At 65.0% G+C, this 25,785-nt stretch carries 24 protein-coding genes and 1 pseudogene; 12 read left to right on the forward strand and 13 right to left on the reverse strand.

Going from position 1 to position 25,785, the window contains the following annotated elements; translation table 11 throughout:
• Positions 1-26: 26 nt before the first annotated feature.
• The gene (gene quiC, locus N5D48_RS18220; protein WP_279886914.1) at positions 27-1,919 is read right to left on the reverse strand and encodes a 3-dehydroshikimate dehydratase QuiC; all 1,893 of its coding nucleotides are present in this window, start codon (positions 1,917-1,919) and stop codon (positions 27-29) included.
• Between the two features lie 496 nt (positions 1,920-2,415).
• On the opposite strand from quiC, the gene N5D48_RS18225 reads away from it, so the two are divergent.
• Positions 2,416-3,789 carry an MFS transporter gene (locus N5D48_RS18225; RefSeq protein WP_279886916.1) on the forward strand — a complete coding sequence of 458 codons (1,374 nt, stop codon included), beginning with the start codon at positions 2,416-2,418 and terminating at the stop codon, positions 3,787-3,789.
• 213 nt (positions 3,790-4,002) lie between these two features.
• Here N5D48_RS18225 and N5D48_RS18230 read toward each other — a convergent pair whose 3' ends face one another.
• On the reverse strand, positions 4,003-4,914 hold the full coding sequence (locus tag N5D48_RS18230; RefSeq protein ID WP_279886918.1) for a LysR substrate-binding domain-containing protein: 912 nt from the start codon (positions 4,912-4,914) through the stop codon (positions 4,003-4,005).
• Positions 4,915-5,008: 94 nt separating this feature from the next.
• Between N5D48_RS18230 and N5D48_RS18235 the strand changes: the two genes are divergently transcribed.
• From N5D48_RS18235 to N5D48_RS18255, 5 genes are all read left to right on the forward strand, one after another.
• Positions 5,009-6,100, forward strand: coding sequence for a tartrate dehydrogenase (locus N5D48_RS18235; protein WP_186711961.1), 1,092 nt, complete (start codon positions 5,009-5,011; stop codon positions 6,098-6,100).
• Between the two features lie 264 nt (positions 6,101-6,364).
• Entirely contained in the window at positions 6,365-7,963 is a 1,599-nt protein-coding gene (locus tag N5D48_RS18240) for a BCCT family transporter (protein WP_279886919.1), read from the forward strand.
• Positions 7,964-8,085: 122 nt separating this feature from the next.
• Complete coding sequence (locus N5D48_RS18245; protein WP_279886937.1) at positions 8,086-9,207, forward strand: ring-hydroxylating oxygenase subunit alpha; 1,122 nt, start codon at positions 8,086-8,088, stop codon at positions 9,205-9,207.
• Positions 9,208-9,264: 57 nt separating this feature from the next.
• Entirely contained in the window at positions 9,265-10,239 is a 975-nt protein-coding gene (locus N5D48_RS18250; protein WP_279886939.1) for a PDR/VanB family oxidoreductase, read from the forward strand.
• A 165-nt stretch (positions 10,240-10,404) separates the two neighbouring features.
• The gene (locus N5D48_RS18255) at positions 10,405-11,565 is read left to right on the forward strand and encodes a DUF1624 domain-containing protein (RefSeq protein ID WP_279886941.1); all 1,161 of its coding nucleotides are present in this window, start codon (positions 10,405-10,407) and stop codon (positions 11,563-11,565) included.
• Positions 11,566-11,597: 32 nt separating this feature from the next.
• On the opposite strand, the gene N5D48_RS18260 is transcribed toward N5D48_RS18255, so the two are convergent.
• From N5D48_RS18260 to N5D48_RS18270, 3 genes are all read right to left on the reverse strand, one after another.
• Complete coding sequence (locus N5D48_RS18260) at positions 11,598-11,918, reverse strand: hypothetical protein (RefSeq protein WP_279886943.1); 321 nt, start codon at positions 11,916-11,918, stop codon at positions 11,598-11,600.
• Positions 11,919-12,046: 128 nt separating this feature from the next.
• Complete coding sequence (locus N5D48_RS18265) at positions 12,047-13,867, reverse strand: hypothetical protein (protein ID WP_279886944.1); 1,821 nt, start codon at positions 13,865-13,867, stop codon at positions 12,047-12,049.
• On the reverse strand, positions 13,834-14,208 hold the full coding sequence (locus tag N5D48_RS18270) for a GFA family protein (RefSeq protein ID WP_279886945.1): 375 nt from the start codon (positions 14,206-14,208) through the stop codon (positions 13,834-13,836). Before N5D48_RS18270 ends, N5D48_RS18265 begins: the two co-directional genes overlap by 34 nt.
• 172 nt (positions 14,209-14,380) lie before the next feature.
• Between N5D48_RS18270 and N5D48_RS18275 the strand changes: the two genes are divergently transcribed.
• A complete protein-coding gene (locus N5D48_RS18275; RefSeq protein ID WP_279886946.1) occupies positions 14,381-14,533 on the forward strand; it encodes a hypothetical protein in 153 nt (50 codons plus the stop codon).
• Positions 14,534-14,542: 9 nt separating this feature from the next.
• Here N5D48_RS18275 and N5D48_RS18280 read toward each other — a convergent pair whose 3' ends face one another.
• The 4 genes from N5D48_RS18280 to N5D48_RS18295 are packed head-to-tail and all read right to left on the reverse strand — an operon-like array spanning position 14,543 to position 17,183.
• Positions 14,543-15,589, reverse strand: a complete 1,047-nt coding sequence (locus N5D48_RS18280; RefSeq protein WP_347881636.1) for a DUF1615 domain-containing protein — start codon at positions 15,587-15,589, stop codon at positions 14,543-14,545.
• 32 nt (positions 15,590-15,621) lie between these two features.
• Positions 15,622-16,173, reverse strand: a complete 552-nt coding sequence (locus N5D48_RS18285; protein ID WP_279886947.1) for a hydrolase — start codon at positions 16,171-16,173, stop codon at positions 15,622-15,624.
• A gap of 58 nt (positions 16,174-16,231) precedes the next feature.
• On the reverse strand, positions 16,232-16,951 hold the full coding sequence (locus tag N5D48_RS18290) for an alpha/beta fold hydrolase (RefSeq protein ID WP_279886949.1): 720 nt from the start codon (positions 16,949-16,951) through the stop codon (positions 16,232-16,234).
• Positions 16,952-16,961: 10 nt separating this feature from the next.
• Complete coding sequence (locus N5D48_RS18295; protein WP_054889282.1) at positions 16,962-17,183, reverse strand: MbtH family protein; 222 nt, start codon at positions 17,181-17,183, stop codon at positions 16,962-16,964.
• 157 nt (positions 17,184-17,340) lie between these two features.
• Here N5D48_RS18295 and N5D48_RS18300 point away from each other — a divergent pair, with 157 nt between their 5' ends.
• Entirely contained in the window at positions 17,341-17,958 is a 618-nt protein-coding gene (locus tag N5D48_RS18300) for a LysE family transporter (protein WP_279886951.1), read from the forward strand.
• 3 nt (positions 17,959-17,961) lie between these two features.
• On the opposite strand, the gene N5D48_RS18305 is transcribed toward N5D48_RS18300, so the two are convergent.
• A complete protein-coding gene (locus tag N5D48_RS18305) occupies positions 17,962-18,357 on the reverse strand; it encodes a hypothetical protein (protein WP_279886953.1) in 396 nt (131 codons plus the stop codon).
• 62 nt (positions 18,358-18,419) lie between these two features.
• Here N5D48_RS18305 and N5D48_RS18310 point away from each other — a divergent pair, with 62 nt between their 5' ends.
• Positions 18,420-19,079: a nicotinamidase gene (locus N5D48_RS18310; protein WP_279886955.1), complete on the forward strand. Its 660-nt coding sequence runs from the start codon at positions 18,420-18,422 to the stop codon at positions 19,077-19,079.
• A 24-nt stretch (positions 19,080-19,103) separates the two neighbouring features.
• On the opposite strand, the gene N5D48_RS18315 is transcribed toward N5D48_RS18310, so the two are convergent.
• Entirely contained in the window at positions 19,104-20,495 is a 1,392-nt protein-coding gene (locus tag N5D48_RS18315; protein WP_279886956.1) for an FAD-dependent oxidoreductase, read from the reverse strand.
• Between the two features lie 83 nt (positions 20,496-20,578).
• Positions 20,579-21,826, reverse strand: a pseudogene (locus N5D48_RS18320) (MFS transporter); the annotation flags it as partial.
• 262 nt (positions 21,827-22,088) lie between these two features.
• On the opposite strand from N5D48_RS18320, the gene N5D48_RS18325 reads away from it, so the two are divergent.
• Positions 22,089-22,958 carry a LysR substrate-binding domain-containing protein gene (locus N5D48_RS18325; protein ID WP_279886960.1) on the forward strand — a complete coding sequence of 290 codons (870 nt, stop codon included), beginning with the start codon at positions 22,089-22,091 and terminating at the stop codon, positions 22,956-22,958.
• Positions 22,959-22,989: 31 nt separating this feature from the next.
• On the opposite strand, the gene N5D48_RS18330 is transcribed toward N5D48_RS18325, so the two are convergent.
• Entirely contained in the window at positions 22,990-24,015 is a 1,026-nt protein-coding gene (locus N5D48_RS18330; RefSeq protein ID WP_279886961.1) for an Ldh family oxidoreductase, read from the reverse strand.
• 144 nt (positions 24,016-24,159) lie between these two features.
• On the opposite strand from N5D48_RS18330, the gene N5D48_RS18335 reads away from it, so the two are divergent.
• Both N5D48_RS18335 and N5D48_RS18340 read left to right on the forward strand, forming a co-directional pair.
• Positions 24,160-25,032, forward strand: coding sequence for a MurR/RpiR family transcriptional regulator (locus tag N5D48_RS18335; protein WP_279886963.1), 873 nt, complete (start codon positions 24,160-24,162; stop codon positions 25,030-25,032).
• 26 nt (positions 25,033-25,058) lie between these two features.
• On the forward strand, positions 25,059-25,785 hold a 727-nt coding region (locus N5D48_RS18340), incomplete at its 3' end, for a transporter substrate-binding domain-containing protein (protein WP_279886964.1).

The following is a 25,785-nucleotide window of genomic DNA, read 5'->3' on the forward strand; positions in this document are numbered from 1 at the left end:
TTCGCGACACAAGGCCGCTCCTACAGCTACAGCACCGACTTGCGCGCCTTGGCCATCGCCGCCAGGCGCACCGCCACGTTGGCCGCGCCATAGCCAGCGTAACCGCTCTTGCGCTGGATGATCTCGAAGAAGAAACGCCCCTCGAACGGCTCGGTATACACGTGGAACAACTCGCCGCCCTGGGCGTCACGGTCGTACAGCACGTTGTAGTACGCCAGCTCGCTGAGGAACTCGTCATCGAACTCGAACCGCGCCGCCAGGTCGTCGTAGTAGTTCAGCGGGATCTCCAGCAACGGCACGCCGGCCTCCTTGGCCCGGGCCACCTCGCGGAAGATATCGTCGCAGTCGAAGGCGACATGGTGCACGCCCGAGCCGCGATAACTGTCCAGGGCATGGGCGATGGCGGTGTTGCGGTTCTCCGAGATGTTCAGCGGCAACCGCAACGTCCCGCAGTGGCTGCGCAGGGCACGGCTCTTGACCAAGCCATAGGGGTCGGGCAGCACCACCTCGTCGTCGGCGGTGAAGTCGAACACGCTCTTGTAGAACAGCACCCAGCTGTCCAGCGCCTCGGCCGGCAGCGCCAGGGCCATGTGGTCGATGCGCTTGAGCCCGCCGCTGGCGCGGGCGTTCTGGTCCAGGTGGAAATCGGTGTCGTAGAGGCTCGGGCCGTCGGCGTCCGGCTCCACCAGGTACAGCAGGCTGCCATCGGGGGCGCGCACCGCCGGGATCTCGCGCTCGTTCGGGCCGACCAGGCCCCGGAACGGCTGGCCACGGTAGGCAGTGGCCCGTTGCAACGCGGCCTGGCCGTGCTCGACCCGCAACGCAGTGGCGCACAGCGATGGGCCGTGGGCTTCGAAGAAGTTGTGGGCGAACGAGTATGGCTCGGCATTGAGCACAATGTTGATGTCACCCTGGCGCAGCAGGCGCACCGCCTTGCTGCGATGCTCGCCGGCCTCGGCAAATCCCAGCCGCTTGAGCCAGGCGTTCAGGCGCGCGCCGACCGCCTCGTCGACGGCGAACTCGAGGAACTCCACGCCGTCATACCGGCTCGCCGCTGGCGGCGCGAACAGCACGCCTGGCTCGACGGCGCGGGCCTCGCGCTCCAGGCGCAGGCGGGTCTTTTCCTCCAGGTACAGCAACGCGCGCAGGCCGTCGGCGGCGTTCTGCCGGGGCGGCGCGGCACGGAAACCATCGTTGAAGATCTCCAGCGACAGAGGACCGCGATAGCCGGTGGCCAGGATCGGCGCGAGGAAGCCCGCCAGGTCCATTTCGCCCTGGCCGGGAAAACAACGGAAGTGCCGGCTCCATTCCAGCACGTCCATGGCCAGGATCGGTGCATCGGCCATCTGCACGAAGAAGATCTTCTCGGCGGGAATGTCGCGAATACCACTGGGATCGCCCTTGAGCGACAGGGTATGGAAGCTGTCGAGAATCACCCCCAGCGCCGGGTGGTCGGCCTGGCGCACCAGGTTCCAGACCTGCTGCCAGGTGTTGACATGGCGCCCCCAGGCCAGCGCCTCGTAACCGATGCGCAGGCCGCGGTCACCGGCGTGCTCGGCAAGCAGGCGCAGGTCGTCCACCAGCAACTGCTCGTCGCCCAGCGCATCGGGTTGGACATTGCTGCACACCAATATCAGGTCGGTACCCAGTTCCTGCATCAGGTCGAACTTGCGCTCGGCCCGGTCGAGGTTCTTGTGCAGGCGGTCGCGGCGGCAGCCCTCGAAATCGCGAAACGGCTGGAACAAGGTGATGGCCAGTCCCAGGTCGGCGCACAGCTGTCGGACCTCGCGGGGGCTGCCGGCGTAGTACAGCAGGTCGTTCTCGAAGATCTCGACGCCGTCGAAACCCGCGGCGGCGATGGCTTCGAGTTTTTCCGGCAGGGTGCCGCTCAAGGACACGGTGGCGATCGAACGGTGCATGGGAAATTCCTTGTTGTTGTGGGCCGATGTCGGCTGCACCGACCCCTTCGCGGGCAAGCCCGCTCCCACAGGTTTTGCGTGCTCCCTGTGGGAGCGGGCTTGCCCGCGAAGGAGCCGGTCCCGACAGCATCTGTCTGGCAAGATCGATTATTCGCAGGTAAAGTCAGCCCGGCAACGAACTTTGTACGAAACAGTTAGTTTTCGTTCGATTACCGCACAAAACCGATTCCGGCGAATTGATTCACCCACCCCCGTGAACAACCATGAACGCCAGTCGCAGGCCCACCGGCCCTTCTCGCCGCCACGCCGGTCGTTCGGCGGGCCCTGCGCTGCAATGCCCAACGCCACCACATAATAAGTTCAAGAAAACGGGTACCGACCTATGCACACCTTGCTCGCCCTGCGATCCGCACCGCCTCGTTCGTCTTCTCCACATCGCCTTCGCGTGCCCGGCGCACGCTGATCATCGGCCCCTGACAAGAACAACGGAGACAACATGGCCCGCTCAAGCTCCCAAGCCAAGAAAGCCACCGCCAGCGGATGGATCGGCTCTGCCCTCGAGTACTACGACTTCTTCATCTACGCCCAGGCCGCGGCGCTGATCTTCCCGCAGATCTTCTTCCCATCCACCGATCCGAAGATGGCCATCATCGCCTCGCTGGCCACCTACGGCGTGGGCTACCTGGCGCGCCCGGTCGGCGCCTTCGTGCTCGGCCACTGGGGCGACACCCGCGGGCGCAAGAACGTGCTGCTGCTGTGCATGTTCCTGATGGGCCTGTCGACCATGGCCGTGGGCCTGCTGCCCACCTACCACGACATCGGCCTGCTGGCCCCGGCGCTGCTGGTCGTGCTGCGCCTGGTCCAGGGTTTCGCCGTGGCCGGCGAGATCTCCGGGGCCAGTTCGATGATCATGGAACACGCGCCGTTCGGCCGCCGCGGCTACTACGCCAGCTTCACCTTGCAGGGCGTGCAGGCCGGCCAGGTGATGGCGGCGGCAGTGTTCCTGCCGTTGGCCTACTTCATGCCCAGCGACGCCTTCAACGAGTGGGGCTGGCGCATTCCGTTCCTGATGAGTGCCATGGTGCTGATCGCCGGTTTCATCATCCGCAAGGAGGTGCACGAGACCCCGGCATTCGTCCAGGAAGAGAAACAGGACAAGGTCGCCAAGTCGCCGATCAGCGAGGCCTTCCGCCACAGCTGGAAGCACATGGTGCTGGTGATGTTCATGGCCTTGATGAACGTGATCCCGGTGGTGGCCACCATCTTCGGCGCGGCCTACGCGGTGCAGCCGGCCTACGGCATCGGCTTCGACAAGAGCGTGTACCTGTGGATCCCGGTGGTGGGCAATATCGTCGCGGTGCTGGTGATCCCCTTCGTCGGTAACCTCTCGGACCGGATCGGTCGTCGTCCGACCATGATCGCCGGCTGCCTGGGCTCGGGCCTGCTGGCATTCGTCTACCTGTATACGATCAGCATCCAGAACGTGCCGCTGGCCTTCGCCGCCTCGATCCTCATGTGGGGCATGGTCTACCAGGGCTACAACGCGGTGTTCCCAAGCTTCTACCCGGAGCTGTTCCAGACCCGCTACCGTGTATCGGCCATGGCCATCGCGCAGAACGTCGGCACCATGCTCACCGCCATGCTGCCGGCGCTGTTCGCCGCCGTGGCGCCACCCGGATCGGAGCATATCTGGCTGGTGGTCGGCGGCCTGGCCTTCGTGATCACCTGCGTGTGCGCGTTCGCCGCGTACCTGGCGCCGGAGACCCATCGACTGGCCATGGAAGACCTGGGCAACCCGCAGGCAAGGCCGATGGCGCGTGAAGCGTATGAAGCCACTCGCAAAGGCAACCTGAAAGCGTTCGGCCATTAAGACCGTCCCTTTCAAGGTCTTACGTTTTTGGAATATGGCCCCTCCAATTCAAGTTTGCCGGGGTCGCTTTGCGACCCTTTCGCGACACAAGGCCGCTCCTACAGGGGGCGCGAATCGCCTGTAGGAGCGGCCTTGTGTCGCGAAAGGGCTGCAAAGCAGCCCCGGCAAGCCCAAGCCGAACACCAACGCTCACCATCTTGAAAGGGATGGCCACTAACACGGCAATCTGTAGCGCTCGGCGAAATACTGCCGGAAGAATTCCACCGCCACCCGCACCTTGGCCGATCCGGCCAGGGGCGCGGTGTACACCGCCCAGATATCCGCCACCTGCTGGTAGTCCGGCAGCACCTGCACCAGCCGCCCCTCGGCGATGCTGTCGTGCACATCCCACCACGAGCGCAGCAGGATCCCCCGCCCGTCCAGGCACCACTGGTGCGCCACCTCGCCGTGATTGCTCGACAACGGCCCGGTCACGCGCACGCTCTCCTCGCCCTGCGGCCCCTCCAGGTGCCATAGCCCGAACGGGTGGTCGCGCTCCTTGATCACCAGGCAGTCATGGCTGGCCAGGTCCGCCAGCAGCCGTGGCGTGCCACGCTCGGCCAGGTACGAAGGCGCCGCGCACAGCACCCGGCGATTACGCGCCAGGGGCTTGGCGATCAGGTGCGGGGCGATCACGTTGCCCACGCGGATATCCAGGTCGACGCCTTCGGCGATCAGGTCCACCAGGCGGTCGTGCACATCCAGGCGGATGTCCAGGCGCGGGTAGCGCGCCGCCAGCTCCGACAGCGCCGGCGCCACGAAACGCCGGCCCAGGCCCAGGCTGCTGGCGATGCGCAACTGCCCGACCGGCTCGCGCTGCCCGGCGTTGAGGTCGTCGTCCATGCGCTGCAGGGTCTCGAAGATCTGCCGCGCCCACTGGTATACCCGCTCGCCCTCCTCGCTCACCGTCACCCGCCGGGTGGTGCGGTGCAGCAGACGCACGCCGAGGCTGTCCTCCAGCAGACGGATGCGCTTGCTGACGAACGCCGCCGACATGCCGCGCTCGTTGGCCACCGCGGCGAAGCTGGCGCGACGGGCCACCTGCAGGAAGATGTCGAGGTCGTCCAGGTTCGGCAGATTATTCACGATTCGTGCACCAAGAATTGATGGATTGCCGGATTATCTCCGAAGCACAGCCTTATAGCATGGCCGTATCTTCCCTGAACACGAAAGGCGCCCCATGACCAAGACCTTCAAGATCGCCGCCATCCCCGGTGACGGCATCGGCAACGAAGTCCTCCCCGAAGGCCTGCGCGTGGTCGAGGCCGCCGCTCGCAAGCACGGCCTGAACCTTGAGTTCGAGTTCTTCGAGTGGGCCAGCTGCGACTACTACCTGGCCCACGGCAAGATGATGCCCGACGACTGGTTCGACCAGCTCAAGGGCTTCGACGCCCTGTACTTCGGCGCCGTCGGCTGGCCGGACAAGGTCCCGGACCATATCTCGCTGTGGGGCTCCTTGCTCAAGTTCCGCCGCGACTTCGACCAGTACGTGAACATCCGCCCGGTGCGCCTGTTCCCCGGCGTGCCCTGCCCGCTGGCGAACAAGCAGCCCGGCGACATCGATTTCGTGGTGATCCGCGAGAACACCGAAGGCGAGTACTCCTCCCTGGGCGGGCGCATGTTCGAAGGCACCGACAACGAGTTCGTGCTGCAGGAGTCGGTATTCACTCGCCGTGGCGTGGACCGCATCCTCAAGTACGCCTTCGACGTGGCGCAGACCCGCGAGCGCAAGCACGTTACCTCGGCGACCAAGTCCAACGGCATGGCCGTGAGCATGCCCTACTGGGACGAGCGCACCGCCGCCATGGCCGCGCACTACCCCGAGATCAGCTGGGACAAGCAGCACATCGACATCCTCTGCGCCCGCTTCGTGCTGCAGCCGGAGCGCTTCGATGTGGTGGTGGCCTCCAACCTGTTCGGCGACATCCTGTCGGACCTGGGACCAGCCTGCGCCGGCACCATCGGCATCGCGCCGTCGGCCAACCTCAACCCCGAGCGCAAGTTCCCGTCGCTGTTCGAGCCGGTGCACGGTTCGGCGCCGGATATTTACGGCAAGAATATTGCCAACCCGATCGCGATGATCTGGTCCGGCGCGCTGATGCTCGAGTTCCTCGGCCAGGCCGGCAACGACGCGCGCTACCAGGCGGCCCACGACGACATCCTCAAGGCCATCGAGACAGTGATCGCCAACGGCGACACCACCCGCGACATGGGCGGCAGCCGCTCGACCCAGGAAGTGGGCAAGGCCATCGCCGAGCTGCTCGGGGCCTGATTCGGCGGCGCCTGCTTCGCGGGTAAACCCGCTCCCACAGGATGGATGCAAACCCTGTGGGAGCGGGTTTACCCGCGAACAGGGGGAAACCAGCCATGCGGATTGTCCGACGATCCTATTGCCACCCACTTCGATTCAATGCAAAATCTGTAAACCAAAGGATACTTGTTATCCAATAGTTAACAGAAAGGAAAACCCAGCCTCGATACGGACTTCCCAAACGCCTGACGCCTACTACAAAAAAAATGCTCCAGGAGACAATTGATGTCCCCCAATAACAAAAAGATCGACGTGTTCCTGATCGCCGTGAGCCTGTTGGCCGTGCTGCTTACCGTGATCGGCCTTGCTGCCTTCCCCGCCCAGGCCGAGAGCCTGGCCAACCAGCTGTTCGAAGTGGCCACCCGCACCTTCGGCACCAGTGTCCAGGTACTGGTGTTCGGCAGCTCCCTGGCCGTGCTGTACCTGGCCTTCAGCAAATACGGCAACATCCGCCTGGGCGCCGGCAAGCCGGAGTACTCCACCACCACCTGGGTGTTCATGTTCATCTGCGCCGGCATGGGCTCCTCGACCCTGTACTGGGGCGTGATGGAATGGGCCTACTACTACCAGACCCCGGGCCTGAACATCGCGCCGATGTCGGCCAAGGCCCTGGAGTACAGCGTCAGCTACTCGTTCTTCCACTGGGGCATCAGCGCCTGGTCGATCTACGCCCTGGCCTCGCTGGCCATGGCCTACCACTTCCATGTGCGCAAGAAGAGCGGCCTGAACCTGGCCTCGATCATCGAGGCGGTCACCGGCTTCAAGGCCACCGGCCCCGTCGGGCGCGCCGTCGACCTGATCTTCCTGCTGACCATGATGGGCGCGCTGACCGTGTCGCTGGCGCTTACCGCCTCGACCCTGACCCGTGGCCTTGCCGACCTGGCCGGCACCCCCAACACCTTCACCGTGCAACTGCTGGTGATCGGCGCAGTGGCGCTGCTGTTCTCGCTGAGTTCGTACATCGGCATCGACGGCGGCCTGCAGCGCCTGTCGAAGATGGTCTGCGTCGGCGCCCTGGTGTTCGCCGCCATCGTCCTGCTGGTCGGCCCGACCCAGTTCACCCTGAACAACACCGCCAACTCCATCGGCCTGATGCTGCAGCACTACGTGCAGATGAGCCTGTTCACCGACCCGGCCGGCGACGGCGCCTTCACCCGCAACTGGACGGTGTTCTATTGGCTGTGGTGGGTGTCCTACGCGCCGGGCGTGGCCATGTTCGTCGCCCGCGTGTCCCGTGGCCGGCTGATCAAGGAGGTGGTGTTCGCCCTGCTGCTGGGCGGCAGCTTCGGTTGCTGGTTCTTCTTCGGCGCGCTGGAAAGCTACAGCATGCACCAGTTCATCAACGGCCAGATCGACGTGCCCAAGCTGCTCGGCACCCTCGGTGGCGAAGCGGCGGTGACCAACCTCTTGCTGGCCCTGCCGTGGGGCACGCTGTTCCTCGCCGCGTACCTGTTCATCATGGCGGTGTTCTGCGCCTCGCACATGGACGCCGCCGCCTACGCCGTGGCCGCCACCAGCACCCGCAACCTGCGCGAGGGCGAAGACCCGAGCCCGACCCTGCGCCTGTTCTGGTGCGTGGTGCTGACCCTGGTGCCGCTGGCCATGCTGTTCGCCAAGGCCTCGCTGTCGACCATGAAGACCGCCGTGGTACTCACCGCGATCCCGTTCATGGTGATCCTGCTGGTGAAGATCTACGGCTTCTTCAAGTGGCTGGCGGCCGACTACGGCCAGGTACCGGCGTACCGCATCGAGGAAGAGGCCACCCGCCTGGCGGGAGAAGAGCCACCGTTGCAGGCACCGCGCAGCGCAGCGGCAGTGCTCTGAGCCTGGATTTGTCGTGGGAGCGGCGGTGCGCCGATCCCACGTTGCCAAACCTGCGACAAATTTTTTTGCCCAGTCTGTTAACCAACAGATACGCGTTAACCAATAAGAACCGAGATAGAGCCATGAACGATTTCAAACGCCTGCCCGCCGACTTCTGCGCCAACCCCGAAGAGGCCTTCACCCTCCCGGCCAAGTTCTACACCCAGGCCGCCGTCTTCGAACACGAGAAGGAAGCGATCTTCGCCCGTAGCTGGATCTGCGTCGGCCACCGCAGCGAAGTCGCCGAGAAGAATGCCTACATCACCCGCCAGGTGATCGGCGAAAGCATCATCGTCGTGCGTGGCCGCGACGACGTGCTGCGTGCCTTCTACAACGTCTGCCCGCACCGCGGCCACCAGTTGCTCGAAGGCAGCGGCAAGGCCAAGAACGTGATCACCTGCCCGTACCACGCCTGGACCTTCAAGCTCGATGGCGAACTGGCCCACGCCCGCAACTGCGAAAACGTGGCCAACTTCGACAAGGACAACTCCACCCTGGTGCAACTGCGCGTCGAAGAGTACGCCGGCTTCATCTTCATCAACATGGACAACGACGCAGGCTCGGTCGAAGAGCAACTGCCCGGCATGCAAAAACGCATGCGCGAAGCCTGCGCGGTGATCGACGACCTGCACCTGGCCGCGCGCTTCGTCAGCGACACGCCAGCCAACTGGAAATCGATCGTCGACAACTACCTGGAGTGCTACCACTGCGCCCCGGCCCACCCCGGCTTCTCCGACTCGGTGGACGTCGGCCAGTACAGCCACAGCCTGCATGGCAACTGGACCCTGCAGTACGGCCTGGCCAAGCCTTCGGAGCAGTCGTTCACCTTCGACGAATCAGTCAAGGACCCCTCCTTCGCCGGTTTCTGGGCCTGGCCATGCACCATGTTCAACGTGCCGCCAGGGGCCAATTTCATGACCGTGATCTACGAGTTCCCGGTCGATGCCGAAACCACCCTGCAGCACTACGACATCTACTTCCTCAACAAGGACATCACCGAGGAACAACAGAAGCTGATCGACTGGTACCGCGAGGTGTTCCGTCCCGAGGACCTGCGCCTGGTGGAGAGCGTGCAGAAAGGCCTGAAGTCCCGTGGCTACCGTGGCCAGGGCAGGATCATGGTCGACTCGCAGCGCAGCGGCGTAAGCGAGCACGGCATCGCCCACTTCCACAACCTGATCGCCGTCGCCCACCTGGACGACTGAAAACGCTCCCCGCCCCGTGCCAGGGCCTGGCGCGGGGCTTCGTTGTCGAGGTACGCCATGGCCAAGCAATACCAAATGTTCAAGGTGCGCGTGACCGACGTGGAACAGGCCACGCCGCAGATCAAGCGCTTCACCCTGGCCCGCGCCGACGGCGCCGCCCTGCCCGCCTTCAGCGGCGGCAGCCACGTGATCGTGCAGATGCAGTCGGCCTGCGGCAAGCAGTTCAGCAACGCCTACTCGCTGATGAGCGACCCGCGCCAGCTGCACAGCTACCAGATCGGCGTGCGGCTCGAGGAACAATCCAAAGGCGGTTCGGCATTCATGCACCAGCAGGTCGATGTGGGTAGCGAGCTGACCATCTCCACGCCCAACAACCTGTTCGCGCTCGACCCCAGCGCCGGGCGCCATGTGCTGATCGCCGGTGGCATCGGCATTACCCCGTTCCTCGCACAACTGCACGAACTCGAGGACGGCGCCACGCCATACGAGCTGCACTATGCCTTCCGCGCCCCTGAGCACGGGGCTTTCCAGGCCGACCTGGAAAACGGGCCGCATGCCGACAGCACCCGCTTCTACATCGACAGCCTGGAGCGCAAGCTTGATCTCGCCGCCCTGTGCGCGAACCTGTCCGCCGACGCCCACCTGTACGTATGCGGCCCCAAGCCACTGATCGACGCCGTGATCGCCACCGCCGCCGCAACAGGCATGGATGAATCGCGGGTGCACTGGGAGCAGTTCGCTGCCGCCGCGCCGGCAGCCGGTTCCGCCTTCACCGTGGTCCTGGCCCGCTCCGGTGCCGAGCTCGAGGTCGAGGAAGGCATGACCATCCTGCAGGCCATCGAGAAGTCCAAGGCGGCCAAGGTCGAATGCCTGTGCCGCGAAGGCGTGTGCGGTACCTGCGAAACGGCGATCCTCGAGGGCGAGGCGGAGCATTTCGACCAGTACCTGAGCGACGAGGAGAAAGCCTCGCAGCAGACCATGATGCTGTGCGTCTCACGGGCGCGCTCGGCGCGGCTGGTGCTGGATCTCTGATTCGAAATCGATCGGGGCGCCAATCGCCCCTTTCGCCGACAAGCCCAGTGGCAAGCGACAGCGCAGTCGAATCGGCCGGTGGAGGCCATCGAGCTATCCAGGCGCGAACAAATAGTTATAGGATAACGTTTCACTCCCTATCCACTTCTGTCGCGCCCCCTTTCGATGACCACCGCCTCCCCTGTTCTTTCGACCCAGCGTCTGCAAAGCATCGACGCACTGCGTGGCCTGGTGATCCTGTTCATGCTCCTCGATCATGTCCGCGAAACGTTTTTCCTGCACCGCCAGGTCAGCGACCCGATGACCATCGACACCACCGAACCGAGCCTGTTCGCCAGCCGCACCCTGGCGCACCTGTGCGCGCCGGTATTCGTGCTGCTCACCGGCCTGTCGGCCTGGCTCTACGGCGAGAAGCACCAAGGCCGTGGCGACGTTTCGGCATTTCTATTCAAGCGTGGCCTGTTCCTGGTGGTGCTGGAATTCACCCTGGTCAACTTCGCCTGGACCTTCCAGCTGCCGCCGAGCGTGATCTACCTGCAGGTGATCTGGGCCATCGGCCTGAGCATGATCGCTCTGTCGCTACTGGTCTGGCTGCCGCGCCCGCTGCTGCTGGCCATGGGCGCGCTGATCGTCGCCGGGCACAACCTGCTCGACAGTCTGCACTTCGAACCTGGCTCGGCGCTGCATGTGCCCTGGGCGATACTGCATGACCGTGGCTGGCTGGAGGTGTCAGATAACCTGCGCCTGCGCACCTCCTACCCGGTGCTGCCCTGGATCGGCGTGATCGCCCTGGGCTACGGACTTGGCCCCTGGTTCGGGCGTGGCGGCAATGCGCAAGCGCGCCAGCAGCGCTTGCTGCTGGCCGGTGCGGCACTGCTGCTGGGCTTCGTCGTCCTGCGTCTGCTCAACGGTTATGGCGAGGCCCCCTGGAGCAGTTACCCAACGGTCAGCCAGAGCCTGATGAGCTTCTTCAACATCAGCAAATATCCGCCGTCACTGCTGTTCCTGGCGCTCACCCTGGGCTTCGGCCTGCTGTTGCTGCGCGGCTTCGAACGTGCCGGCGACGCGCGCTGGATTCGCCTGCTGGCGGTATTCGGCGCGGCGCCGATGCTCTTCTACCTGCTGCATCTCTACGTGCTGAAAGTGCTGTACCTGGCTGGCGTCACCCTGTTCGGCCTCAACCAAGGCAGCTATTTCGGTTTCGACGGTGTTGCCGCGATATGGCTGGTCGCCGCGTCGCTGGTCGTCGCCCTGTATCCGCCAGTGCATGGGTTCGCTCGGCTGAAGGCGCGCCGCCGCGATATCGCCTGGCTCAAGTACCTGTAAGACGGCGGGGCGCGAGGATCGCGCCCCCGCTGTCAGGCCGGGTGCCGCGCCTGTGGCAGCTGCCAATCGCGCAGTTCCTGTGGCGTCAGGCTGGCCAGCACCTGCCTGAAGGTTTCGCTCAGCTCGCCACTGACATTGCCATGCACCTTGTAGTTGCTCAGCAGATAGCGCTTCACCGTGTTCGGCCAGTTGTTCGCCAGATGGGCGGCAACGATGATGCCCTTGGCGTCCTGGTAGTTGGCGGCGGGCTTGACCTGGGTCAGCCGGCGCTCGAAGTGGGTGAAGATCCAGTCATCGTCGCGGGCTTCGAATTCGTCCAGCAGTTTCACCTTGTACAGCGCGAGCTCTGGCATGCGCGTTCTCCTTGGGTTGACGGATGAACGGTGACGGTAGGTCAATGGCGCGCGGCTGAAAATGAACGGGGTGTTCAGAGGAGCACGGCACAGCTGGATCCGTCCGACAGATCTGACCGTCCCAGCCTTCACAGGGTCTTGCAGAACACCTCGAGACCGTCATAGCGGAAGCGGGCAAACGTATTCCTGAACAGATAGAAGGCCAGTTGCATCTCCTCGGCGTGCTCACCCTGTTCGAAGTATGCGTCGACCAGCTCGTCCGGGCGGTGAAACCGGGGCTTGTCGAGCAACCGTCGCTCCCTGACCTCGCGCCCCTTCACGTACTGAACGCGCCCATTCTGTAGAAGATTGCGAAACAGGTTCCATTCATAGAAATAAACGCCCTCGAGCTCATGAAAGTTCAGGAAGGGCAGGTTGTGCAGCAGGATGAAATGGCTGTTGCCCGCCCGCGCCCGTTCCAGCCCCAGGCGCTCGAGCTTCTGGCGAATGCTGGGGGCCTCGATGTTGCGCCTGAGAAGCTGCAGCTGCTTGTCGAAGCCCTTGCGGAAGTTGGCATCACTCATCAGGCGACACTGCTCGGCAAAGTAGGTCGGCAGGTCGAACGACTTGTACTTCACTTGCACGAAATAATAGAGATCGTCTTCCACATCCTGCAGAACGAAATCGATGTCGTAACCATCGACCTGCGCATTTTTCTCGGCCTTGAACCCTTCATGCAGCACGAAACGGCTATCGGCACGCTCGCGAATGTACTGCATGAGATAGTCGCCCTCGAAGAATTCCCCCAGCTTCCCGGAAAAGCCCTTGTCCAGAACTGCCTTTACCAGCTGCTTGAGGCCGTACTTCAGTTTCACCGGGCCGCGATGATAGAGGTCGCCACGACGCTGCACGAAGCTGCTCGCGCAATCGAGCGTGGGTAGTCGATCCTGCAGTTGTCCGTCGATCAAGGCGAGCGTCGCTGGGCTCACGTAGCATTGCATTTGCGCCACCGGCACCGCGGTCTGGCCAAGCATCGCGCACAACTCCAGATATAGGGCGAAACAGGTGAGTTCCTGCAACAGCTGAAATTGTGGATTGGCCTGCAACTCAGGCGAGACATACTCGCTATGCAGCGACAAGCACTTGTCCATCAACGTCTTGATCATCAGTGCCTGCAGCGGCTCAGGCAGTCGCCCGTGTTTTTGGAAGGCATCGAGCGCCATCCACATCATGTTCATGTCGCTGAGCTTGGTGCTTTCCTCGCTGGTTTCAGCCAACCAGTAAGCCTTCAACTGACGGGCCATGACCTCTGTCGGAGTGATGTACAACGTACTCCCGCGCAACTGCGCCTGCATCAGGCCCTGACCAATGAGAAAGCAGGCTTCGACCAGAAAATAGCTCAGCCAGAGCTGGGCATTGCTGACAATCGCGAGATTGTGCTCGGCCTGCAGCTGCAGGTTTTCGCTGATGCGATTGTTGGTGTACTCGAACTTGGTGAACAGCTGGCGTTCTCGATATGCCTCGAGCATTTCGGCCTGGGGTTCGGAAAGCGGTTGGTCCTCCACACCGGGATGCTGGATACAGAAATACTTGCCCAGCGCGCCGAGGTAGAGCGGCAAGGTCGTTTCATCCAATGCCGCGTGCTCTTCGAACAAGGTGACAGGTAGCGCCTCCCTGGCCTGCTCCAGTCCGCCCAGAACCTTTTCAAGGAGCATGAACCCCACTTGCTCGGGGCTGATAAGGTGGCGCAGCCACGGTACCCGATACAGCAGGCGACTGATCCGGCTCGGCTTGGCGCGGGTCTGGCGCATCTTTTCCAGGTTAGCCAATGGATCGAGCAGAAAGCGTAGCAATTGCGGGTCGAGGGTTTCATACATCATCTGAACAGGAGCCCGTTGCGTCATCGAGTTTGAAACAGGATATCGGCCGACTCGCCTCAGACTTTCACGCCCCACCAGGCAGGACGGCAATCGGCGAACGAATGCGACTCCGGCTGCAGTTCAGGCCGCGCCTGGTCATCGAAGCAGCCCAGCAACAGGGCCACAACAGCCCCATCGTCAATTGCTCCGATGGAGCTGCCGCACGTGGGGCAAAACGCGCGGCTGGATAGCTCGGAGGACCGGTAAAGGCTGGGTTGACCGCCCTGTGCGACCCAGCCCACGGCGGCCTTGTCGAACTCGACCCAGCACAGCGTCAGGCTGCCACTGTGGCGCTGGCACTGTGAGCACGAGCAGGTATGGGGAAAACGTGGTTCGCCTGTGGCGACGAAGCGAATGCGACCGCACAGGCAGCCGCCCTGGTAGGTATTCATCGGATGCCATCCTTCGAGCCCATGAGGAACGAAACGATAGCCAGGCTGGCTCGGCGCGAAGACAAAAAAGTGTTACGCCGTGTGGCACATTGACGCCCGGCAGCTGCCAGCGACATCGCGGCGCTGTAGAGTGCGCCCCTGCCCGAAACAACGTAACGATGGAACCCTGTTGATGCACAAAGTGATTCAGTTCGTCATGGTGGTCGTGGCCGCCATGCTCATCGGCATCGCCTGCGACCAGTACGAGGTCAACCGCTATCTAAAGTGGCTGCTGATGGCCCTGCCAGCCATCGTCTGGGCGCGACTGCGCAGCCAAGCCAGGTAGCGCCGCCGCTCAGCGCCGCATGCAGCGCTGGTAGCGCTCATCCACCCGCCCGGCGAACCACGCCGTGGTCAGCTTGCGGGTGATCTTCGGGCTCTTCAGCTCGATGCCCGGCAACACCGCTCGCGGCAGCGCCCTGCCCGCCTTGGCCTCAGCCAGCGCGAACACGCCGCGGTACAGCTCGGTCTCCTCCAGCGCCAGGCTGCTCTCCTGCTCCAGCTGCGCACGGATCTGCGAGTTGCGCAGGCCAAGCTGCCTGCCCAGCCTGCGCGCCGCCTGCTCGGTGGTCCCCGGCAGGATCGCCCCTGGGGCGATCAGGTCGCCGTCCAGCGCCAGCGACGCGCCCGTCACACGGCTGAGCGCAGCCTGGAACGCGGCATTGCGACTGGCGTACCAGCCGGCGTTGAAATCGGCGAAGCGGTACAACTGCTGCTGATAGTGCGTCGGATAGCCCAACAGGTGGGCGATGCCGAAGTACATTCCGCCACGGCGACTGAAAACCTCCTGGCGAATCGTGCCCTGATGTGCGTAGGGGTAGTCACGGGCGTGCCGCTCGGCGAAATCGACACTGACCTGCATTGGCCCGCCGGTATGCACCGGGTTCAGGCCGCCGAGCAAGGTGCGCCCCATGGGCAGGCCGGCGATGAAATCGTCGTACAGGGCACTGAGCTGCTTCTCGCTGCGTACCGCCAGCAGCCGTTGCTGGTAGGTCTGACCGTTGCCGGACGGGGTGCGCAAGGCGCCATCGACCAACAGTCTGGGGACATGCAGCCGCGCCGCGCGCCGGTCGATCTCGTCGCGGGCGATGCTTCCTAGGTTGGGCACCTGCGGGTCGGCGGTGAAGGTCGACTCCTGCTCGGTCACCGCCAGCACCGCGCACAGGTTGCTCTTGCTCGGGGCGATGCCCTGCGCCTGGAACGCCACCTGGATATCCGTGGCCCAGCCCTGACGGTCCTTGACCTGGGCCGGCAGCAGCCGCATGAGCTGGGCGCGGACCTTGGCCGGGTCGGCCTCCGACGCTTCCTCACGGCGCCCGGCGCACCCTTGCAGCACGGCCAGGCACAGCAGCCCGACAGCCAGCAGCCGCCCGTTCAGGGCTGTTCACCGACCAGATAGGTCTTGCTGATCTGGCGGAACAGCGGGTGGCTGGAGCTGCCCAGCAGCTCGAACAGCACCATTTCGCGGGTCACCACCTGCGCCCCGGCATCACGCATGCGCGCCAGGCCGGCCGCCTTGCTGGCCGGGGTGCGGCTGTCGCAGGCGTCCTCGACGACGAATACCTGCTTGCCCAGGGCCAGCAGCCCGAGCACGGTCTGCAACACGCAGACGTGAGTCTCCATGCCGCAGACGATCACTTGCCCGCGGCCCAGCAGGCTGGCTGGCAGGCACTCGGCGGCCACACAGGAGAAGTGCAGTTTTTCGACGATTTCAGCCGACGGCGAGGCGGCCTTGAGCTCGGCCAGGGTGTGGCCCAGGCCCTTGGGGTATTGCTCGGAGATGACCGTGGGCAGGTCTAGCTCGGCGCTGGCGGCCAGCAGCCAGCGCGCACGGGCGCGGGTGCCTTCCGGGTCGCTCATGGCGCCGATGAGTTTTTCCTGGATATCGACGACCAGCAACGTGGCCTGGTGAGGATTGATCAGCATTGTCAGCCTCTTGCCTGGGAAAAAGGCCTAGCCTCCCCCAGGCAAGGGATGACGTCAATCAGGCGGAAAGCCGATGCGGCTCGAGGGCTGCACCCAGCACGCCGAGCACCTGGTCCTCATGCTCATGGATGAAGAAGTGGCCGCCGGGGAACATCTGCAGGGAAAAATCGCCCAGCGTCTCCCTGCGCCAGGCCTGCAGCTGCTCTTCGTTGGCACGGTCATCCTCGCCACCGAGCACATGCAGCGGACAGCGCAACGGCGCGCGCTGCCGATAGGCATAGCGCCCGCACAGCAGGAAGTCGGCACGCAGCACCGGCAAGGTCAGGCTCATCAGCTCCTCGTTGGCGAGCACTTCCTCGGGAGTACCTTGCAGCGTGCGCAGCTCGTCGATCAGTTCGACGTCGCTCTTGGGCTCCCGCCAGTTGCCGCGCTCGTAGTCCTCGCGCCGGGTCGGCGCGGCGGTACCGCAGGCGAACAGGGCGACCGGAGGCGGACAACCCAGCGCCAGCAGTTCATGGGTCAGCTCGAAGGCCAGCAGCGCACCGAGGCTATGACCCAGCACGGCATAAGGCGTCGAGGCGGCCAGGCGCTGCTCGGCGGCCAGCTGTCGGGCCAGCGCCTGCATGTCGGTCTGCAATGGCTCGCCCAACCGTGCGCCACGTCCGGGCAGCTCCACTGGCCGCACCTGCAGCCAGGCCGGCAGCTTGCGCCGCCAGCGGCTGTAGACCATCGCACTGGCCCCGGAATACGGCAGGCACAACAGGTTCAGTGTCGACACAGGTCCCGCCTCACTGGGCCACGGCTTCGGCCATCTTCTGGCGCAGGCTCAGTGGGCGCATGTCGGTCCACACCTCGTCGATGTAGGCCAGGCAGTCCTTCTTCAGGCCGCTCTTGCCCACGGCGCGCCAGCCGTTGGGGATCGCCTTGTAATCAGGCCAGATGGAATATTGCTCTTCGTGGTTGACCACTACCTGGAACTGGATGTCGTCGCGGTCGAAAACGGAAGTCATTGCCTGTCTCCTTGAATGATGAAGGCCGAACGCGCCAGGCGCAGGGCGGCTTTCAAGAGAACGAAGGGTGGCGACGGAAAATTAGTGGTCTGCCACGCTTTGCAAGCGACCGCGATGGTGGCATATATCCTGTTCGGCCCTCTACAGGAGATTTCCCATGCTCGGCGTGACCGACTACGGCGCATTCGTGATCGCGTTCCTCATCCTCCTGGCGATTCCCGGCCCCGGCAACTTCGCCCTGATCACCGCCACCGGCAAAGGCGGGATCAAGGGCGGCCTGGCCGCGACCTTCGGGGTGATTCTCGGTGACCAGGTGCTGATGTGGCTGGCGGTGGCCGGGGTCGCCGCGTTGCTGGCCACCTACCCGACCGCCTTCCATGTGGTGCAGTGGGCCGGCGCCGCCTACCTGGCCTGGCTCGGCCTGCGCATGCTGCTCAGCAAGCCAGGGGGCGCGCCGCGAGACAGCCGCATGGCCAGCGGGCACTACCTGCGCCAGACCATGATGATCACCCTGCTCAACCCCAAGGCGATCATGTTCTACATGGCGTTCTTCCCGTTGTTCATCGACCCGGTGCGCCACCAGGGCGTGGTGACGTTCGCCTTCATGGCGCTGACCGTGGCCGGGCTGACCTTGCTCTATGGGCTGATCGCCGTGCTGCTCACCCACCGCCTGGCCGAGCGCATGCGCGCCAGCCCGCGCATCGCCAACCTGCTCGAACGCCTGGCCGGCGTCTGCCTGGTCGGGTTCGGCATCAAGCTGGCGGCGATGCGCTGAAGCTCAGGCATCGCGCAGCAGGTCGTGGGCATCGAGCAGGCGGAAGGCCACCTGCGGATTGCGCTCCAGACCGCGCCGGATCGCGGCGGGGATCGCCTGGCGGGTCTTGCGGCACAAGCCGGGTTGCGCCTCCAGCTCGATGACGATGCCACGCATGGTGCGCACTTCGTTGAAGCCTGGGGTGATATGCACGCGAATGCCCAGCTGCTCGTAGAGGCGAAGCTGCAGGCGCTGGAGATCTTCCAGGTCGCGCAGGTTCTCCAGGCGTTCGACCAGGCGCTTTTCTTCCTCCCGCGTCAGCAGCAGGATGCGCCGCTGCGGGCCGTCGACGAGGCGTTCGCGGCCGCAGTCGCAGGCGCCCGGAGGGCAAGGATGGCGCAGAGGGGGTTGGCTGGTCATGGGGCAAGGATAGCCGTTCGACACATCAAACAGACAGACATTGCAACCGAGGATTCTCGCCGATGAACATCGCCAGTTTCGACGTCGATGCGCAAAACGGTTTCACCAGCAATGCCCCTGGCGAGCTACCGGTGCCGGGTGGCCACGAGATCGTTCCCGCCCTGAACGCCATGGCCCGGCGCGCCTCGCTGCGCCTGGGCAGCAAGGATGCCCACCCGGTCAACGCGGCCTGGCGCGTCGACGCGCCGGAGCAGATGCTCCAGCCCTTGCCGCTGGCCAATGCCGACCTGACCTGGGTCAGCCACTGCGTGCCAGGTACCCCCGGCTTCGAACTGCTGCCCGGACTGCCCGCCCCGATCGATTACGACTACTTCGTCTGGAAAGGCGTGGAGCCCGACCTGCACCCGTACGGCGCCTGCTATCACGACCTGGCCGAACGCCGTTCCACCGGCGCCATCGAGTACCTCAAGGTGCATCAGGTCCAAGCAGTCATCGTTGGCGGTCTGGCCCTGGACTATTGCGTGCGCACCACCGCCCTGCAACTGCGCCGCGCCGGCTTCGACGTGCTGCTGTACCTGCCAGCCTGCCGCGCGCTGAGCGCCGCAGGCGCCCAGGCGGCCTGTACCGCGTTGCAGGCAGCCGGCGTACACCTGTGCCCTGACGAACAGGCGCTCGACGGGGAGCTGCAGGCGCTCGGCGCGCGCAGCCGAGCATCGTCGTGATCGAACCCATCGACGGCGGCGCACTCAGCCCTTGTCCGCCTTGCCCGCCGCCGCCGCGAACTTCGCCAGGCGCACGTCCAGCCGTCGCGGTCGCGCGCCGCGGTCCTCGGCCTGCTCCTTGCGGCGGATGGCGTTGCGCACCATCAGCGAACCCAGGTAGCGGATCGGCTCCGGCGGGAACTGCCCCAGCGGCCCCTTGACCAGCGGCGAGCGGGTCCAGGGGTTGTCGAGCCCCAGCGCCAGCGACGAGAGGATCTGCCCACCCATATGGCACGGCCCCACCCCGCTGCCGGAATAGCCGAAGCCATAGAACACGTTGCCCTGCCCATCCAGCCGACCGAAGAACGGCAGGCCAGTCACCGAGCGATCGGATGGTCCGTTCCAGCTCGCCGCCAGCGGCACCTCGGCCAGCGCCGGGAAGAACTCGGCCAGGCTATCGCGCAACAACGGCTGGTACGGCGACGGCTGGTCGAACACCGGCAGCATGCGCCCACCGTAAGCGAAGGTGTTGCCGCCTTTGCCGAGCATCAGCCGGCCATCGGAGGTGTTGTGGTAGTAATGCACGAAGATCCGCGAATCGAGCACGCTGACGCCGCTGTCCAGGCCGATCTCGCGCAGCAGGTCCGGGCACGGCTCGGTGATCACCATGTCGCTGGAGACGATCGCCACGCTGCGTTCGAATTGCGGGAAAGCCCTGGCCATCCAGGCGTTCAGGCCCAGCACCACGCGGTCGGCGCGTATGCTGCCGGCGCGGGTGCGGACCTGCACCGGGCTGCCATGCTCCAGCCCGGTCATCGCCGTGCCTTCGTGGATGCGTACTCCGCGCTGCAAGGCGGCACGGCGCAAGCCGCGCACCAGCCGCCCCGGCTGTACCGTGGCGGCGGCCGGCGAGAACCAACCTTCCAGATGGCGCTCGGAACCGGCCAGGCGCTGCAACTGCTCCAGCGGCAGGCGCTGGAACGAGTTGATGCCCCGCTGCTCCAGCGCGGCGACCACCGCATCGGTGCCACCCAGTTGGGCGCGGTTGGTGGCGGTGTACAGGGTGCCGTCCATGCGGTAGTCGCAATGGATGCCATTGGCGGCGCAGAACTGGCCGATGGCCGCGATGCTGCGCTCGGACTCCTGCACCAGCCGCACCGCCTCGGCCATGCCGAACAGCCGTTCCAGGGTGAAATACTTGGCCGACCAGGACAACGCGCAGCCACCGTTGCGCCCGCTGGCGCCGGCGCCGCAGATGTCCGCCTCGATCAGCAGCACATCCAGCTGCGGTGCCTGCTCCTTGAGCATCAGGGCGGTCCAGAGCCCGGTGTAGCCACCGCCGACGATACACACATCGCAACGGGTGTCGCCGTCCAGCGGTGGACACGGCGCTTCATCTTCCTGCTCGAGGGTCTGTTGCAGCCAGAACGGTCTCATCTGCTCGCTTTCCTTCAAGTACGCAATGGCTTGATTGCCATGCTGGTGTTGGGTGCCACATCGACGGTCTGCTCGGTGCTCACCGGGCGGCTGTTCCAGTGCGGCAGCAGCACGAGGGCGGAGAACAGCGCGGTACCGGCGAAGACGATGAACACCGTGACGCTGTCGAAGTAGCCCGGCAGCAGGCCGCCGAGCACCGCGCCCACCGAGCCGCAGCCATTGACGAAGCCGGCCGCGGTGGCGCCGGCCTTGGCGGTGCCGAAGTCGATCGCCGCCGCGCCGCTGATCATCGAGTCCGGGCCATAGAGGGTCAGGCCCATGACGAACAGCAGGGCCACCACCAGCAGCACGCTGCCGCTGTGCATTGCCGCCATGAACCCCGCCAGGGTCACCGTCAGCAGCAGCAGGCTGATCACGCAGGCCGGCATGCGCCGGGCGCCGAACAGCTTGTCCGAGGCCAGGCCGATGATGATCGGCCCGAGCAGCCCGGCCAGTTCGAAGGCGGTGGGAATGATCGCCGCGCCGACCTTGCCCACCGAGGGCATCTGCTCGAAGACGATCACCGGGCCCCAGAGCAGGATGGCGTAGCGCGCGGGCTTGAGCATGAAGTAGGCCAGGCCCAGGGTCAGCACCGTGCGGTTGCGCAGGATCTCGCGCAGCGGCGCCCAGACACTGCACAGGTTCGCCCCCGGCGCCATGCTCTGTGGTTCCGGCTCCACCGCTGGCAAGCCGACATCCTCAGGCTTGTTGCGCTGGAAGACGAAGAACAGCACAGCCACCACGGCCACCACGGCGGCGCTGGAGAAGAACGCCGCATGCCAGCTGCCGACCAGTGTATAGGCCCACCAGCCGGCGAACGGCGAGGCCACCAGGCCGCCGAAGGCATAGCACGAGCTCCACAGCCCCAGCACTCGCCCGCGCTGCGACGCCGGGAAGAAACTGCCGATGTTCTTGCACAAGCCTGCCCAGCCGGTGGACTGGGCCAAGCCCTGGATCAGCATGCAGGTGGCGAAGATCGGAAAGGTCGCATAGCTGCCCATCACCACCGCCGCCACCGCCGAGATCAACAGTCCGCCCAGCACCACCACGCGCGGCCCGAAGCGATCGGCGAGCATGCCCCAGGTGAACTGGCCCACGGCGTAGGCGGCCAGGTAGATGGCATCGAGGTTGGCCATGGCGGCCTTGTCGAGCATGAACGTCGGGTCTTCGCCGATGCCCAGCTTGGCCACCGAGAACGCCTTGCGGGTGAAATAGAAGGCAGCGTAGGCCAGCCAGGTGATCGCGAAAATCTGCATGCGCCACCGCTTGATGGCGCCCAGGGATTGATTCATGTGACTCTGACCTCTTGCGTGAGTGTGCCGGCAGAATGTGAAGAAACGCCTGTCTTGTTGTTGTGTTGCGCACTGCATGACGGAGGGACGTCTACTGGTCAGATGGCTGCCCGAATCTGGCGTGATCGGACGAGGCCATGACCGACGGGCGGCTGCTTGTGGCAGTGCCATCGGTTGAAACACATGGAAACAGCTGCTGACTGATAAATAAAATCGATTTATCGTATTTCACACATAATCCAAACTTTTAACAGGACCTCCCATGTCGGTCTCGCACGCTCAACTCAAGGCCTTTCACGCCGTCGCCGAACAAGGTGGCTTCACCCGCGCCGCGCAGAAGCTGTTTCTCACCCAGCCAGCGGTCTCCGACCAGGTGCGCAAGCTCGAGGAGCGTTTCGGTGTGCTGTTGTTCCAACGCAACAAGCGCTCGGTGCAGTTGACCGACCTGGGCGAACGCCTGCTGGGGATCACCCAGCGCCTGTTCGCCTGCGAGGCGGAGGCCGTGGAGTTGCTGCAGGACTCCCGGGCATTGCACACCGGCAGCCTGGTGCTGGCGGTGGACGCCCCGGTGCATGTGCTGCCGCAGATCGCGCGCTTCTGCCAGCGCTATCCGGGCATCCAGGTGAAGATCGAGACCGGCAACACCGATGAGTCGCTGGCCCGGCTGTTCAGCTACCAGGCCGATCTGGCCTTGCTCGGTCGGGATGTCGATGACGAGCGGCTGTACTGCGTGCCGTTGCGGCGCGACCCGATGGTGGCGTTCGTTTCCCATCAGCACCCGTGGGCCAGCCGCGGCGAAATCAGCCTGGCGGACCTGGACGATGCGCCGCTGGTGCTGCGCGAGCCAGGCTCGGTGACGCGACAGACACTGGAAGAAGAGATGCAACGGGCCGGCTTGCGCATTCGCCCGGCGATTCAGGTGGAAGGACGCGAGGCCGCGCGCGAGGCGGTCGTGGTGGGCATTGGCGTGGGCGTGGTGTCTGCGGCGGAGTTCGGCGCCGATGCGCGGGTTTGCGCGTTGCCGATCGTCGATTGCCAGCGGCACCTGACCGAGACCCTGGTCTGCCTGAGCGAGCAGCGAACGCGGCGCGTGGTGGCCACGTTCCTGGAGATGGTGCAGGACGGCGCTTGAGATCCGGCGCCGCCCCAGGCCTGTGCGCGAGTCAGCCAGCCAATTCGCGCAATGTCTGCCATTGCTGTTCGGTCAACGCCACCCCTTCGCGCCCGGCGACGTCACGCTCGCGATAACGCCGCTCCCCCGGCATCCGCGTCAAGCCGACTGCCTGCATCTGCTCCACCAGCTCACGGCTGCGCAGCGCAAAGCGCTCGCCCTCGGCCTTGCACGGGTCAATGACGATGAGCAACTGCCCGGTCCAGGGGGTCTTGGCCCCCGGATGCGCGGACCAGTCGAACTCCCAGGAGAAGTTGCCCCCCGTCAACGCCGCCGCCAGCAGCTCGACCATCATCGACAGCGCCGAGCCCTTGTGCCCACCGAACGGCAGCAACGCGCCACCTTCGAGAATCGCCTTGGGCTCGGTGCTCGGCTGGCCGGCGGCGTCCACGCCCATGCCCGGCGGCAGCTGCTCGCCCGCCTGCGCCGCGATCTGCACGTCACCATGGGCCATGGCGCTGGTGGCCATGTCGAAGACGATCGGGTCGTGGCCCGCGCATGGCGCGGCGAAGGCGATGGGGTTGGTGCCGAACAGCGGCTTGCGCGCGCCATGGGGCACCACGCAGGTCATGCTGTTGACCACGCTCAGGGCCACCAGGCCTTCGTCGGCGAACGGTTCGACATCCGGCCACAGCGCGGCGAAATGGTGCGAGTTGTGGATCGCCAGCACCGCGATGCCGGCCGTGCGCGCCTTCTCCACCAGCAGCGAACGGGCCGCGGCCAGCGCAGGCTGGGCAAAGCCGCCCTTGGCATCGACGCGCACATAGGCCGGCGCCAGGTCGGTCACCTGCGGCACGGCGCGGCCATCGACCCAGCCGCTGGCCAGGGTCGAGACATAACCGGGAATACGGAACACCCCATGGCTGTGGGCACCGTCGCGCTGTGCGCTGGCACAGTTGTGGGCGAGCACGGCGGCCACCGCCGTGCTGCAACCATGGCGCTCGAAGATCGACTGCAACAGCCCTCGCAGTTCGGCAAAAGGCACGCGCACGACAGGGCCGGTGGAAGGTGAAGACATCTGGAGCTCCTTTCTTGGAATTGGAATCGCTACAGCGCAACTGCACAGACTTTCCCGCCAATGACAGCTATCTGTCAAATATTGACTTGATGACAGAAAACAGCCATTTTGGCTTCCACGCCAGAAATCAACCGGATGCCGACCATGAGCCAATCGATCAAGCAACGCCTGGAAAGCAGCCTGCACAGCGCTGCCGCCTCGGGCCGGCAGATCGCCAGCTACATGCTCGCCAATCTCCACGAACTGCCATTCCAGACCTCGGCCAGCATCGCCGCCAAGCTGGGCGTGAGCGAGTCGAGCGTCGGCCGTTTCTGCCGCTCGCTGGGCTACGCGCACCTCAAGGCGCTCAAGCAGGACCTGCAGAACGACCTGGGCGACGGCCCCTGGCTGGTGGGCGACCGCCTGCAGGAGTTCCGCCAGCAACCCGAGGACGACCAGCGCTCGGGCAGCCTGGAGCTGGAGATGGCCGCGCTGGTGCGCGTGCACGAATACAGCCGCGGCGAGGCCTGGCAGCAGGTCGCCCGGCGCCTGGCGGACAAACCCCGCGTGTTCGTCGCCGGCTTTCAGACCGAACGCGGCGTGGCCATGTGCATGAGCCATTTGCTGCAGTACCTGCGCGACGGCGTGCAACTGGTCGACGGCAGCGCCGGACATTTCGCCGAAGTCCTGCTGGGGCGCCCACAGGACTGCGCGCTGGTGGTGTTCGAGGCGCGCCGCTATTCCCGCCATGCCCTGCAGCTGTGCCACAAGGCCCGCGAGCTGGGCATCCCGGTGACCCTGGTCACCGACACCTTCTGTGAATGGGCCGATGCCAACGCCGACGAGGTGTTCCGCATCCCCACCGAATTCAACCTGTTCTGGGAATCCACCGCGACCATGCTGTCGTGGGTGCACCTGATGGTCAACGAGGTCTGCAAGAAGCTCGGACCGGATGTTGAAAGACGCTTGGAAGCAACTGCCGCTCTACATAACGAATTCGTCGGCTACACCTCGTGGCCGGCGGGCAAACAACAATAGCAAGAGTGCGACTACCGAGGTGCGAGATGAAAGGAACCATGGCTGTGGTGGGTGCGTGCGCCCTGCTGCTGGCGGCTGGCGCCAGTGCCGAGACCCTGCGCTTTGCCACTGAAGGCGCTTACCCGCCGTTCAACTACGTCGATGCGAACAACCAGCTGCACGGCTTCGACATCGATATCACCCATGCCCTGTGCGAGCAGATGAAAGTCGAGTGCACCCTGGTGGCCCAGGACTGGGAAGGCATCATCCCGGCACTGATGGCGCGCAAGTACGACGCCGTGGTGGCCTCGATGATCGACACCGAGGAGCGCCGCCGCAAGATCGCCTTCACCGACCACTACTACCGCACCCCATTGACCGTGGCGGTCGCCAAGGACAGCAAGATCAGCGACGCGCAGACCGACTTCAAGGGCTACACGGTCGGCGCCCAGTCCGCCTCGACCCAGGCGATCTACGCCGAGGACGTATACGGCAAGGCCGGCGCGGACGTGAAGCTGTACCCGACCCTGGACGAAGCCAACGCCGACCTCGCCGCCGGGCGCCTGGACGGAGTGATCGCCGACAAGTTCCCATTGCACGAATGGCTGAACAAGAATGGCAAGGACTGCTGCAAGATCCTCGGCGACGTCGACGGCACCAAGGCCGACGCGGCGATCGCCGTGCGCAAGGATGACGAGGCCCTGCGCGCACGGTTGAACGAAGCGCTGGCGGCGATCGTGGCCAACGGCACCTACCAGAAGATCGTGAGCAAGT

It is taken from the genome of Pseudomonas sp. GD03858, from assembly GCF_029840925.1.
GTDB lineage: Bacteria > Pseudomonadota > Gammaproteobacteria > Pseudomonadales > Pseudomonadaceae > Aquipseudomonas.